Annotated in this window: 11 protein-coding genes; 6 read left to right on the forward strand and 5 right to left on the reverse strand. The window is 67.7% G+C overall.

The features are described 5' to 3' along the window. Positions 1-103: 103 nt before the first annotated feature. Positions 104-1,003: a LysR family transcriptional regulator gene (locus tag AC1RWI_RS25605; protein ID WP_492869588.1), complete on the reverse strand. Its 900-nt coding sequence runs from the start codon at positions 1,001-1,003 to the stop codon at positions 104-106. A 123-nt stretch (positions 1,004-1,126) separates the two neighbouring features. On the opposite strand from AC1RWI_RS25605, the gene AC1RWI_RS25610 reads away from it, so the two are divergent. The 6 genes from AC1RWI_RS25610 (at position 1,127) to tcuB (ending at position 7,459) form a co-directional block, all read left to right on the forward strand. Beyond that, the gene (locus AC1RWI_RS25610; protein WP_492869590.1) at positions 1,127-2,089 is read left to right on the forward strand and encodes a tripartite tricarboxylate transporter substrate binding protein; all 963 of its coding nucleotides are present in this window, start codon (positions 1,127-1,129) and stop codon (positions 2,087-2,089) included. Between the two features lie 95 nt (positions 2,090-2,184). Continuing rightward, positions 2,185-2,934 carry a PIG-L deacetylase family protein gene (locus AC1RWI_RS25615; protein ID WP_043354573.1) on the forward strand — a complete coding sequence of 250 codons (750 nt, stop codon included), beginning with the start codon at positions 2,185-2,187 and terminating at the stop codon, positions 2,932-2,934. Further along, positions 2,931-3,644, forward strand: a complete 714-nt coding sequence (locus AC1RWI_RS25620; RefSeq protein ID WP_492869592.1) for a 4-carboxy-4-hydroxy-2-oxoadipate aldolase/oxaloacetate decarboxylase — start codon at positions 2,931-2,933, stop codon at positions 3,642-3,644. Before AC1RWI_RS25615 ends, AC1RWI_RS25620 begins: the two co-directional genes overlap by 4 nt. A 93-nt stretch (positions 3,645-3,737) precedes the next feature. After that, a complete protein-coding gene (locus AC1RWI_RS25625; protein ID WP_492869594.1) occupies positions 3,738-4,688 on the forward strand; it encodes a LysR family transcriptional regulator in 951 nt (316 codons plus the stop codon). A gap of 184 nt (positions 4,689-4,872) precedes the next feature. Further along, positions 4,873-6,300, forward strand: a complete 1,428-nt coding sequence (gene tcuA, locus AC1RWI_RS25630) for an FAD-dependent tricarballylate dehydrogenase TcuA (RefSeq protein WP_492869596.1) — start codon at positions 4,873-4,875, stop codon at positions 6,298-6,300. Further along, entirely contained in the window at positions 6,287-7,459 is a 1,173-nt protein-coding gene (gene tcuB / locus AC1RWI_RS25635) for a tricarballylate utilization 4Fe-4S protein TcuB (protein WP_492869598.1), read from the forward strand. The genes tcuA and tcuB overlap by 14 nt, the downstream gene beginning before the upstream one ends. A gap of 459 nt (positions 7,460-7,918) precedes the next feature. On the opposite strand, the gene AC1RWI_RS25640 is transcribed toward tcuB, so the two are convergent. The 4 genes from AC1RWI_RS25640 to AC1RWI_RS25655 all read right to left on the reverse strand — a co-directional run bounded on the left by AC1RWI_RS25640 (position 7,919) and on the right by AC1RWI_RS25655 (position 11,927). Further along, entirely contained in the window at positions 7,919-8,326 is a 408-nt protein-coding gene (locus tag AC1RWI_RS25640) for a Zn-ribbon domain-containing OB-fold protein (protein ID WP_492869600.1), read from the reverse strand. 4 nt (positions 8,327-8,330) lie between these two features. Then, positions 8,331-9,497: a thiolase family protein gene (locus AC1RWI_RS25645; RefSeq protein WP_492869602.1), complete on the reverse strand. Its 1,167-nt coding sequence runs from the start codon at positions 9,495-9,497 to the stop codon at positions 8,331-8,333. A 107-nt stretch (positions 9,498-9,604) separates the two neighbouring features. Continuing rightward, positions 9,605-11,158 carry a class I adenylate-forming enzyme family protein gene (locus AC1RWI_RS25650; RefSeq protein ID WP_492869604.1) on the reverse strand — a complete coding sequence of 518 codons (1,554 nt, stop codon included), beginning with the start codon at positions 11,156-11,158 and terminating at the stop codon, positions 9,605-9,607. A 283-nt stretch (positions 11,159-11,441) separates the two neighbouring features. After that, positions 11,442-11,927, reverse strand: a complete 486-nt coding sequence (locus tag AC1RWI_RS25655) for a spectrin repeat-containing protein (RefSeq protein WP_043354589.1) — start codon at positions 11,925-11,927, stop codon at positions 11,442-11,444. Positions 11,928-12,044 lie beyond the last annotated feature (117 nt).

The following is a 12,044-nucleotide window of genomic DNA, read 5'->3' on the forward strand; positions in this document are numbered from 1 at the left end:
CAATGTGCAGACATTTCATCGCGCTAGTGCATGGCGGCGCCCCGCGGCGTGGTGAATACGCCGCTATTGCGCAGCGGGACTCGGTTTCCGCACCATCCTTGCCTCAGCCGCCAACCTTAAAAAATGCCAGGAAACGACGCATGATGGGTGACAGCGCTCCGGTGCGATGCGCCACCAGCACCCGGCTGTTGGCATCCTGGCCAGCCAGCGGCCGGTACGTCACTCCGGGGATGCCGGTGCGCGCGTAGATCTCCGGCAGCACCGACACGCCGGCGCCGCTCGCTACCAATCCAATGATGGTGGTCGCCTCGCGCGCCTCCTGGCCGATGCGCGGGGCAAAGCCCGCCCGGTTGCAAAGCGTGGTGACGTGGTCGAACAGCCCGCAGCCCAGCCCGCGGGGGAACAGCAAGAAGGGCTGTGCGGACAGCGCGCCGATATCGATCCCGGCGTCGTCCAACGAGTTTGCCAGTGCGTGCGAGGCAGGCAGCACGGCGACCAGGCGGTCGGCCAGCACCTCGTGCACGGTGATGCTGGCGGGCGGGTAGAACTGGGGCGACGGCCGCAGGAAGCCAATGTCGATCTCGCCTTTCTCCAGTCCTTGCAACTGCTGGCCGGTGGACATATGCACCAGCTCCAGCATGGCGCGCGGGTGGTCCACGCGGAATCGCTGCACCGCGCGTGGAAACGCATCCTGCATCGGCACCGACGCGGTAAAACCCACGCGGATCTCGCCCGCCTCGCCGGCGGCCACCTGCCTGACCACCTCGCGGGCCTGCTCCAGGTTGGCGAGCGCCGCCCTGGCCTTGTCCAGGAACAGCGTGCCCGCCGGCGTCAGCGCCACATGATGGCGGGAGCGGTCCAGCAGCGCGCTGCCGAGTTCGTCCTCCAGCGCCTTGATCTGGGTGCTCAGCGGTGGCTGGCTGATATGGAGCTTGCGCGCGGCCTCGCTGAAGCTCAGCGCTTCGGCCACGGCGACGAAATAGCGAAGTTGGCGGAAATCCATTGCTTATATCGAAGTGCAATAACAAGGGGTTCAAAAACGTATTGGACAGTATCACGGCAGCTACCCAGAATGCACGCAAACGGCCTTGAGCCGCACCACAAACTGCACCATCAGGAGACAACCATGCTGCGCCGCCCCTACCTTGCCGGCTTCCTGGCCGCCGCGCTCTCGCTGGCCGCCAGCGCCCAGACCTACCCGGCCAAGCCAATCCGGCTGGTCGTGCCTTATGCCGCCGGTGGCGCGGTGGACATCGTGGCGCGCTCGGTCGGGCAGAAGATGAGCGTGCTGCTCAAGCAGCCCATCATCGTCGACAACCGTCCGGGCGCCAGCACCAATATCGGCATGGAGGCCGTGGCCAAGGCCGCGCCGGACGGCTACACGATCATGATGGCGTCCAATAGCCTGGCCACCAATGCCGCTCTGTTCGCCAAGCTGCCGTTCGACCCGGCACGGGATTTCATGCCGGTGGCGCGCGTGGGGCAGGCCTCGCTGGTGCTGGTGGTGCCCGCAAAATCCAGCGTGACGTCGCTCAAGGGCCTGGTTTCCCAGGCGCATGCCCAGCCGGGCAAGTTCAGCTATGCCTCGGCCGGCAACGGCAGCTCGGGCCATCTCGCCGGCGAGCTGTTCAAGGAAGCGGCGCACATCGACGTGCTGCATGTGCCTTACAAGGGTGGCGCGCCTGCGATCACCGACCTGCTGGGCGAGCGTATCTCGTTCATGCCGATCAACCCGCTCGAAGTCATCACCCATATCCGCGCCGGCACGCTGCGCGCCATCGCGGTGGCAAGCGACCAGCGCACGCCGCTGCTGCCGGACGTGCCGACCTCGCGCGAGCAAGGCTTGCCGGGCTTCACCGCCTCGGTCTGGTGGGGGCTGGTGGCGCCGGCCAAGACGCCGCCGGCCGTGGTCCATGAACTCAACACGGCCGCCAACGCCGCGCTCGCCGACCCCGATGTGCGCAAACAGCTCGCGCAACTGGGCGTGACCATCCTGCCGGGCACGCCTGAAGCTTTCGGCCAGTTCGTGCGCGGCGAAACCGCCACCTGGAACGGCGTCATCCGCAAGGCGGGCATCACGGCCGACTGAGGTCTCACGCGCATCCGACGATCCTACGACCCGATACGGCCCGATACGGCCCGATACGGCCCGATACGGCCCAACAAGATCCAAGAGAATCCCCCATGTCCGACATCCAAGCCCAAGCCCAGCCGGACGCGCAGCGTCCCTCGATCCTGGTGGTCAGCGCGCACGCCGCCGATTTTGTCTGGCGTGCCGGCGGCGCCATCGCGCTGTACGCCGAGCGTGGCTACAACGTCAAGATCGTCTGCCTGTCCTTTGGCGAGCGCGGCGAGTCCGCCAAGATGTGGCGCCAGCCGGGCATGACCATCGAGCGCGTCAAGGCGGCCCGGCATGAAGAAGCGCAGCAGGCCGCCGACATCCTGGGCGCGACGCTGGAGTGCTTCGACCTGGGGGACTACCCCATGCGCGTGACCGACGCAGCGCTGCTGCGCCTGGCCGATCTCTATCGCGCGCTGCGGCCCGAACTGGTGTTGAGCCACTCGCGCGAGGACATCTACAACTTTGACCATCCGCTGGCCACGCACGTCGCGCAGGAAGCGCGGGTCATCGCCCAGGCGCATGGCTACAAGCCCGAGGTGCCGGTGATCGGCGCGCCGCCGGTGTTCCTGTTCGAGCCGCATCAGCCTGAGCAATGCAACTGGAAGCCCGACGTGCTGCTCGATATCTCTTCGGTGTGGGAGAAGAAGCAGCGCGCCTTCGCCACCATGGCGGCGCAGGAACACCTGTGGGAGTACTACACCCGCGTGGCGCTGCAGCGCGGCGCGCAGGCCGCGCGCAACTCCGATCGCAAGGTGCAGTACGCAGAAGGCTATGCACGCGTGTTCCCGCAAGTCGCGCAGAGCCTGTCATGAAGACCATCGCCTATCGCAACATCCTGCGCGCGGGCGCCGCGGACATCGACGCACTGGGCGCCGCCGGTGTCGCCACGGTGCATGAGGCGCAGCGCCGCACCGGGCTGATGAAGCCGTACATGCGGCCAGTCCAGTCCCGTGCCGCCATGGCCGGCAGCGCCGTGACGGTGCTGATGCATCCCGGCGACAACTGGATGATCCACGTCGCGGTGGAGATGGTGCAGCGCGGCGACGTGCTGGTGGTGGCGCTGGTCAGCGACTGCACCGACGGCTTGTTCGGCGACCTGCTTGCCACCTCGCTCAAGGCGCGCGGCGCGCGCGGCCTGGTGATCGACGCCGGCGTGCGCGATGTGTCCACGCTCAATGCCATGGGCTTCCCGGTCTGGTCGCGGGCCGTCTCGGCGCAGGGCGCGGTCAAGGAGACCGTGGGCGCGGTCAATGTGCCGGTGGTCTGCGCCGGCGCCCACGTGCGCCCCGGCGACGTGATCGTGGCCGACGATGATGGCGTGGTGGTGGTGCCGCGCCCGCTCGCCGCCGAGACCGCGCGCCGTGCCGCCGAGCGCGGTGCCATGGAGGAGGGCAAGCGCGCTACGCTGGCCGCCGGCGTGCTGGGGCTGGACATGTACCAGATGCGCGAGGCGCTGGAGGCCAAGGGCCTGGCGTACGCCGAGCAGACCGTGGACTGGTACAGCGGTTTCGACGAAGCCTGACCGGGCGGCCACCGCCGGTTCGCGATCTGGTATAAGCGTCGCACACACGAATCCAGACACGATTCCAGACACGAATCCAGGCCGGGGAACCAGATGGAACTACGCCAGCTTCAGTATTTCGTCCGCGTGGTGGAGCTTGGCAGCATGAGCCGCGCGGCGCTCGACCTCGATATGGTGCAATCCGCCATGAGCCAGCAGATCAGCCGGCTGGAGAGCGAGCTGGCCACCCGGCTGCTGCGCCGGACCACGCGCGGCGTGACGCCCACCGAGGCCGGGCTGGCCTTCTTCCGCGAGGCGCAATTGGCGCTGCGCCATGCCGAGCAGGCCAAGCGCGCCGCCCACCATGCGCGGCTGTCCGGTACGGTCAGCGTGGGGCTGGCGCCCACCACGGCTTCGGTCATGGGTGTGCCGCTGATGCGCGCCATGCGCGAGCGCTATCCGGATGTGCGCCTGCATATGGTGGAGAGCCTGTCCGGTCACCTCAGCGCCATGCTCAACGCCCGCCAGCTCGACCTGGCCGTGCTGTTCGACACCGTTGTGGCGCGCCGCTGGAGCGTGACGCCGCTGCTTGAGGAAACCCTGTTCCTGATCCGCTCACGCCGCGCGCTGCCGGCCGAGCTCGACGCCGAGGCGCCGCTGCGGCTGCGCATGGCGCAATTGCGGGATGTGCCGCTGATCATGCCCACCGGCCTGCACGGGCTGCGCAGCACGCTCGATGCCGCCTTCGCCCGCGTGAAGATTGTGCCGCAGGTGGTGCAGGAGGTGGATTCCCTGGCCATGCTGATGGATGCCGTCGACCTCGGGTTTGGCGCCACCCTGCAGCCCTGGGCCGCGGTGGGGCGCTATGCCGATGCGCAGGCGCGTTTTCACCTGGCCGAGATCGCGGACCCCAAGGTGCGGCGCCAGAACGTCCTGTGCAGCCTCTCCGACGACGAACTATCGCCCGCCGCGCTGGCCATGCGCGTGGTGCTGGCCGACTGCGCCCGCGAACTGGTGCGCTCCGGCGCTTGGCGGGGGGCACGGCTGCTTGGGCCGGACGGCTGATGCACGTGCCCCGCAGGGGGTATCACGAATCGTGATGCCCCCATGTGATCCGGGGGCTTAGCAGGACGCCGGCGGGCCGCTACAGTGCGGGCATCCCCACCGGAACCCTCATCGTGCTGTCCATCATTCAAATCCTGGAGCCGCCCCTGCCGGCTTTCCCGAGCCTCGCCGGAGGCGCACGCCCATGATCGACGTCCTGGTCATCGGCGGCGGCAATGCCGCCCTGTGCGCGGCACTGATGGCGCGCGAAGCCGGCGCCAGCGTGCTGCTGCTGGAAGCCGCGCCGCGCGTGGGGCGCGGCGGCAACTCCCAGCACACCCGCAATTTGCGCTGCATGCACGACGCGCCGCAAGACGTGCTGGTCGAGGCCTATCCCGAAGAGGAATACTGGCAAGACCTGCTCAAGGTCACCGGCGGCCTGACCGACGAGCGCCTGGCCCGCCTGGCCATCCGCGCCTCGTCGACCTGCCGCGACTGGATGCGCAGCCACGGCGTGCACTTCCAGCCGCCGCTGTCAGGCGCGCTGCACGTGGCGCGCACCAATGCCTTCTTCATGGGCGGCGGCAAGGCGCTGGTCAACGCGTACTTCCGCAGTGCCGAAGCCCTTGGCGTCAAGGTGCGCTACAACGCGCCGGTGGATGCCATCGAGCTGGACGCAGGCCGCTTCAAAGCCGCCCGCATCGGCGGCGAGCGCATCGAGGCACGCAGCTGCGTGCTGGCCGCCGGCGGCTTCGAGTCCAACCGCGCATGGCTGCGCGAGGCCTGGGGCCAGAACGCCGACGGTGACTGGCCGGCCGACAACTTCCTGATCCGCGGCACGCGCTTCAACATGGGCGTGCTGCTCAAGTTCATGATCGAAGCCGGGGCGGACGCCATCGGCGACCCTTCCCAATCGCACTGCGTGGCCATCGACGCGCGCGCGCCGCTGTACGACGGCGGCATCTGCACGCGCGTGGACTGCGTCTCGCTGGGCGTGATGCTCAACCGCAATGCCGAGCGCTTCTACGACGAGGGCGAGGATTTCTGGCCCAAGCGCTACGCCATCTGGGGGCGGCTGGTCGCGCAGCAGCCCGGACAGATCGGCTATTCCATCATCGACGCCAAGGCCGTGGGCCGCTTCATGCCGCCTGTGTTTCCGGGCGTGCGCGCCAACACGCTGCCGGAGCTGGCGCGCCAGCTCGGGCTGGACGAGGCCACCTTCATGCGCACCATCGAGGCTTACAACGCGGCGTGCCGCGTTGGCACCTTCGACCACACCGTGCTGGACGACTGCCACACCGAGGGCCTCGCCCCGGCCAAGACCCACTGGGCACGGCCGATCGATACCGCGCCGTTCTTCGGCTACGCCCTGCGCCCCGGCATCACCTTTACCTACCTCGGCCTCAAGGTGAACGAGCACGCTGCCGTGCACTTCGGCGGCAAGCCCAGCGCCAACCTGTTCGTGGCTGGCGAGATGATGGCCGGCAACGTGCTCGGCAAGGGCTATACAGCGGGTGTCGGCATGGCCATCGGCACCGCCTTCGGCCGCATCGCCGGCACCCAGGCCGCCGCAGCCGCGCTCGGGCGGCCCGGTCACAACGCATTCCAGGAAAAGCAGCATGCAACATCTTGAAGCGCTGACGCGCGAAGCGGCGGCACTGGCCCAGGGCATGCTGCCGCTCACCGGAAACGAGGCCGAGGTGGGCCGCGTCATGCAGATCTGCAACGCCTGCCGTTATTGCGAAGGCTTTTGCGCGGTGTTTCCCGCCATGACGCGCCGGCTGGAGTTCGGCAAGGCCGATATCCACTACTTGTCCAACCTGTGCCACAACTGCGGCGCTTGCTACCACGCCTGCCAGTACGCGCCACCGCACGAGTTTGCGGTCAACGTGCCGCAGGCCATGGCCAAGGTGCGGGTCCAGACATACTCCGACTATGCCTGGCCCGTCGCCCTCGGTGGCCTGTACCGCCGCGCGGGCCTGGCCACCGCGCTGGCGCTGGCAACCGGGCTGGCGTTGTTCCTGGTGATGGTGCTTGCGATGCGTGGCAGCCTGCTGCACGCACCGCTGGCCGGCAACTTCTACGCCATCTTCCCGCACAACCTGCTGGCGGCGATGTTCGGCCTGGTGTTCGGCTGCGCGATGCTGGCGCTGGGCGTGGGCGTGGCGCGCTTCTGGCGCAGGGTCTCGCCCGGCGAGCTGCAAGGCGAGGTGCGCGGCCCGGCCATCGGCGGCGCGGCGCACGATGCATTGCGGCTGCGCTACCTGGACGGCGGCCATGGCCAGGGCTGCAACAACGCGGACGACGCGTTCACGCTGTGGCGCCGGCGCTTCCACCATTTCACGTTCTACGGCTTCATGCTGTGCTTTGCCGCCACGGCGGTCGCCACCCTGTACCACTACCTGCTGGGCCTGCACGCACCGTATGCGCCCACCAGCCTGCCGGTGCTGCTGGGCACGGCCGGCGGCATCGGCTTGCTGATCGGCCCGGCAGGCCTGCTCTGGCTCAACCTGAAGCGCGACCCGCGCACCGGCGATGCCGCCCAGAAGCCGATGGACCGCGGCTTTATCGCGCTGCTGTTTTTCACGAGCCTGAGCGGGCTGGCGCTGCTGGCCTGGCGCGACACGCCGGCCATGGCGCTGCTGCTGGCGGTGCACCTGGGCGTGGTGATGGCGTTGTTCCTGACGTTGCCATACGGCAAGTTCGCGCACGGCATCTACCGCAGCGCGGCGCTGCTCAAATGGAACATCGAAAAACGCCGGCCCGGCAACCTGGCGCTTGGCTCGGACTGACCATCACGCATGCAAAGAACCAGGGGGAACCACATGACAAAGCCCGGCATTCTCGCCATTTCCTCGATCTGCGGCATTGGCGTGTCGGCGAGGGATTGAGGGATCTGGTAACGGGGTTGTTGCGGGTGCGACTGCTGGATGTCAGAGGCAACTGCTGGAGGTCAAAGGCAACTGCAGTTTCACCACGCCTGCGGCGCGGCGACCTACTTTCTTGTCTTGCCAAGAAAGTAGGCAAAGAAGGCGCCCCATACGGCCTAGGTAAACCTTCACGGCTCGCTTCGCATCGCGCTGGAGTGTGGCCCGCCCTCCGGGCGCTTCACACGGTTACCACAACGGGTTGATCGACTGATCGGTTGAAGGGTTGATCTTGCCAGTGGTTGGCTCCCCTCTCCCGCTTGTGGGGGCTGGGGGAGAGGGCGGGCGCTCGCCATTGCGATGTCCCTCGCGTTCCTGTTTGCTTCAGCCAGCGCTGGCCGGCGTGAACGTTGGCACCGGCGGCCCGTCGTCCGTCGGCGTGAACACGAGCTTCACTTCCTGCCCGATGCGTACGGTATCCAGGTCGCAATCCACGATGTTGGTCATCATGGTCACGCCTTCTTCCAGCGTCACGTAGGCAATGCAGAAGGGGGTGGGGCCGGCACGGCGGGTGACGCTGAACGAGTAGATGGTGCCCCGTCCCGAGGCCTGCTTCCATTCGGTCTCGCCCATGCAGAACGGGCACAGCGTGCGCGGGTACCAGTGGGGCTTGCCGCAGGACTGGCAGTGCTTGACCAGCAGGCGGCCGGCGCGGGCGGCTTCCCAGAACTCGGTGTTGTCCGGGGCGACCTGCGGCGCTTTGAGGGGAGTGGCGGTGTAAGGTGTGCTCATCTTATTACTCCCGTTCCAGGATGACGGTGGCGCTGCCGTGGCGCGAGCCGAGGTAGCCGCCGGTGCCTTGGGCCAGGGCCAGGTCGCAGTTCTTGACCTGCACGGCGGGGTGGGCTTCGCCGCGCAGCTGGCGCACCGCTTCGATCACCTTGGTGATGCCGCCGCGGTTGGCGGGGTGGTTGTTGCACAGGCCACCGCCGTCGGTGTTGAAGGGCAGCTTGCCCACGCCGGAGATCAGGTTGCCGTCGGCCACGAACTTGCCGCCTTCGCCCTTCTTGCAGAAGCCCAGGTCTTCCAGCTGCATCAGCACGGTGATGGTGAAGCTGTCGTAGATCGAGGCGTACTTGATGTCGGATGGGCGAATGCCCGCCTCTTCAAACGCGATCGGGCCGGAGATGGCGGCGCCCGACCAGCTCAGGTCGACCATGCCGCCGAGCTGGCCCTTGACGGCTTCGCCGGCGCCGCGGATCTTCACCATGGGGCGCTTGAGCTTGGCCGCGATTTCCGGGCGGGCGACGATCAGCGCGCCGCCCCCGTCGGACACCACGCAGCAGTCGAGCTTGCGCAGCGGATCCGAGATCATCGGCGAATTCAATACGTCCTCCACCGTCACCACCTCGCGCAGCATGGCGTGGGGATTGTGCTGCGCGTGGTGCGAGGCCGCTACCTTGATCCAGGCAAGCTGTTCGGCGGTGGTGCCGTACTGGAACATATGGCGCATCGCCACCATCGCGTACAGGTTCACGGTCACCGGGCTGAACGGCGCCTCGAACGGCTGGTCGGGCAGGTTGGCGCCCCAGTTGCGCGCCTGCGTGCCGCTCGAGCCTTCCGAGCGCGGGCGGCCTGCCAGCGTGATCAGCGCCACATTGCACTTGCCGGCGGCGATGGCCTGCGCGGCGTGCGAGACGTGGACGATGTACGCCGAGCCACCGGTATCGGTGGAGTCGACGTGGCGCACCTTCAGGCCGAGGTAATCGACCATATTGAGCGCGCCGAGGCCGGGCGCGTCACCCGCGCAGAAGTAGCCGTCCACGTCCTGCAGGGTGAGGCCGGCGTCTTCGAGCGCGCCCTTGGCGGACTCGGCGTGCAGTTGCGCGACGGATTTGTCTGGTGCCTTGCGGGTCGGGTGCTCGTAGGCCCCGACGATATAAGCCTTGCCGTTGATGCTCATGGGTCTCCCTAGTTGTTGTCCCGGGTACGTTGGCGTGCGGTGATGGCCATGGAATATGGAATATGGCTATAACCGAAGTCTTGCGTTCTTGTTTGGTGCCGCGAGCGTCAAGGCGCGCGTCCGTACTGGTCGCGCAGATCGCGCTTGAGCACCTTGCCGATGGCGTTGCGCGGTAGTTCCTGCGACAGCTCCAGCGCGGCCAGGCGCTGCATTTTCTCTAGCCGGCCATTCACCCAGTCCAGCAGCGCGGCCGCTTGGGCGATGGCGCCGGGCTGCAGCACCACGAAGGCCACGGGCGTCTCGCCCCAGCGCTCCGAGGGCACGCCGACCACCGCCGCGTCCGCGATGTCGGGATGCTCGAGCAGCACCGCTTCGATGTCGCTCGGGTAGATGTTGAAGCCGCCCGAGATGACCATGTCCTTCTTGCGGTCCATCAGGATGAGGAAGCCGTCGGCATCGAAGTAGCCAACGTCGCCAGTGCGGATGAAGCGCTTGCCGGTGGCGTCGAACCACTCGGCCTCGGCGGTCTTCGCTGGATGATTGTGGTAGCCGGACATCATCGCGGGGGAATGCCCGACGATCTCTCCCGGGGCGTCGCGCGGCGCATCGGCGGGGAACTCGCGGCCTTGATCGTCCAGCAGCCGCATATCGGTGTCCGGCGAGGGGCGGCCGACCGTATGCAGCTTGTCCGGGTGCTCATGCGCGCGCAGCTCGCAGCGCCCGCCGCCCTCGGTCATGCCGTAGTACTCGATCAGCGCGCCGGGCCAGCGTGCCAGCACCTGGGCCTTGAGCGCGGCGGAAAAGGGCGCGCTGGTGCAGAACTTATAGCGGAACGATGACAGATCGGTGCTGGCAAAGTCAGGGTGGGCCAGGATGCGCTGGTATTGCACCGGCACCAGCATGGTATGGGTGACGCGGTGCCGTGCGGCCAGCGCCAGGTACTGGCCGGCATCGAACTTGCGCATCAGCACCACCGTCCCACCCAGCGACAAGGTGGGGAACAGGCTGACCAGTGTGGTGTTGGAGTATAGCGGCGTGGATAGCAGCGCCACGGTGTCGGGGCCATAGCCGCCCTGGGTGGCGCGCTGCACATGCGACGAGCGCATGCCGAACGGCTGGATGATGCCCTTGGGCACGCCGGTGGTGCCGGATGAATAGATCAGGTTGAACGCCCAGTCGGGCTGCACGTCGACCGCAGCCGGCCGGGCATCTTCGGGGGCCAGCCACTGGCCAAAGGCAATGCCCGCGTGGCTGTCGTCCAGCGCGATGCAGGGAATGCCGAGCTCGGCCTCCAGCCCGTGCAGGGCCTGGTGCGTGCTGGCATCGATCAACAGCCGGCACGCCCCCGAGTCCTGCACCATGGCGCGCAGCGTCTGCGGGTTGAGCGAGGGCGACAGCGGTGCCACCGCCACGCCTGCCCGCAGGCTGCCGAGGAAGGCGGCGACGTATTCGATCGACGTCGCGGCGCAGATGGCGACGGCGCCTTGCGCCGGCACACCGTCTCGCTGCAGCGCGGCGGCAACGCGGTCGGCGAGCCGGTTGAGGCTGGCGAAATCCACGCTGCGTTCGTCCAGCACCACGGCCGGATGCCGCGGCCGCAGCGCGGCCTGGGCGTCGACGAGGGCGGCGAGAGGGGTGAAGTCAGTGCTGGTCGGTGACATAGGGCTGCCGTTGGGCTCTTGGGGGTGTGCTTGGCTGTCTCATTCATGGCCGGCCTGCCGCGGCTGTGAAAGAGTGTCGCGCCTTGTGCCGGGTTCGACAATTTGGCTTTTTGGAAGAGGGGCTTGCCGGGAATCGTTGTTGCGACGCACAAAATGGCGCGCGGGGGCAAGCCAGGGGACAAGCGAGGGGAGGGGCGTTGCGCAGGGAGACGGATGGAAAACCAACTTGCGGGGTGGCCCTCGATGGCGCCACCCTACGGCGGATATGGCGGATATGGCGAAATCAGCCCATGGCCAGGGCCGCCGCGCTCATCTGCTGCTCGGGCGAGGCCTTCTCCATGGACTTGGCCAGCGCGGCAGTGGTGCTGGCGATGGCACCGGAAAGTGAACTCATGGCCTGGTTCAGCGCTGCCAGGCGAACCTGCTTCTGGTCGGCAGTGAGATTCTGGGCCGAGGCCACGGCTTGCAGCTCCTGCTGCTTGCGTGCCAGTTCCTCGCGCAGTTCGCGGATTCGCTTGAGCAGGTTCTTGGCCGTATCCGGCAGGTTGCTGTTGTCGATATCACTGTTGCGGCCGCTGGCCGGCTTGCTTGCCGCCAGCGTGCGGCCAGCCGGTGAGAGATCGACATGGATGCCATCGGACGGCTTGCCGCTACTCGGTTGGCCGGCGGGCGTTGCCTGGCTGGCGGTAGCAAGGCCGGCTGCGCCAGCCAGGGCCGTGGCGGCGGCAAACTGGCCGCCGGTGGAGGACGCCGGATCGATCGTGCTCATCGGATTTGTTCCTTCGGGTAGTGCGCGAACGCACGGGAGGCGGCCGCGCGCGGCACACCTGGATACCCGGAATTAACGAACACGTGAAGCAGATCTGTAGGGCAACGTAGGTGGTTT

Source organism: Cupriavidus sp. MPR-AND1C (assembly GCF_058809705.1).

What these genes read in the sequence shown, in the direction of transcription:
- AC1RWI_RS25605 (WP_492869588.1), bottom strand. Translation starts at nt 1,003, where the DNA reads ATGGATTTCCGCCAACTTCGCTATTTCGTCGCCGTGGCCGAAGCGCTG.
- AC1RWI_RS25610 (WP_492869590.1), top strand. Translation starts at nt 1,127, where the DNA reads ATGCTGCGCCGCCCCTACCTTGCCGGCTTCCTGGCCGCCGCGCTCTCG.
- AC1RWI_RS25615 (WP_043354573.1), top strand. Translation starts at nt 2,185, where the DNA reads ATGTCCGACATCCAAGCCCAAGCCCAGCCGGACGCGCAGCGTCCCTCG.
- AC1RWI_RS25620 (WP_492869592.1), top strand. Translation starts at nt 2,931, where the DNA reads ATGAAGACCATCGCCTATCGCAACATCCTGCGCGCGGGCGCCGCGGAC.
- AC1RWI_RS25625 (WP_492869594.1), top strand. Translation starts at nt 3,738, where the DNA reads ATGGAACTACGCCAGCTTCAGTATTTCGTCCGCGTGGTGGAGCTTGGC.
- tcuA (WP_492869596.1), top strand. Translation starts at nt 4,873, where the DNA reads ATGATCGACGTCCTGGTCATCGGCGGCGGCAATGCCGCCCTGTGCGCG.
- tcuB (WP_492869598.1), top strand. Translation starts at nt 6,287, where the DNA reads ATGCAACATCTTGAAGCGCTGACGCGCGAAGCGGCGGCACTGGCCCAG.
- AC1RWI_RS25640 (WP_492869600.1), bottom strand. Translation starts at nt 8,326, where the DNA reads ATGAGCACACCTTACACCGCCACTCCCCTCAAAGCGCCGCAGGTCGCC.
- AC1RWI_RS25645 (WP_492869602.1), bottom strand. Translation starts at nt 9,497, where the DNA reads ATGAGCATCAACGGCAAGGCTTATATCGTCGGGGCCTACGAGCACCCG.
- AC1RWI_RS25650 (WP_492869604.1), bottom strand. Translation starts at nt 11,158, where the DNA reads ATGTCACCGACCAGCACTGACTTCACCCCTCTCGCCGCCCTCGTCGAC.
- AC1RWI_RS25655 (WP_043354589.1), bottom strand. Translation starts at nt 11,927, where the DNA reads ATGAGCACGATCGATCCGGCGTCCTCCACCGGCGGCCAGTTTGCCGCC.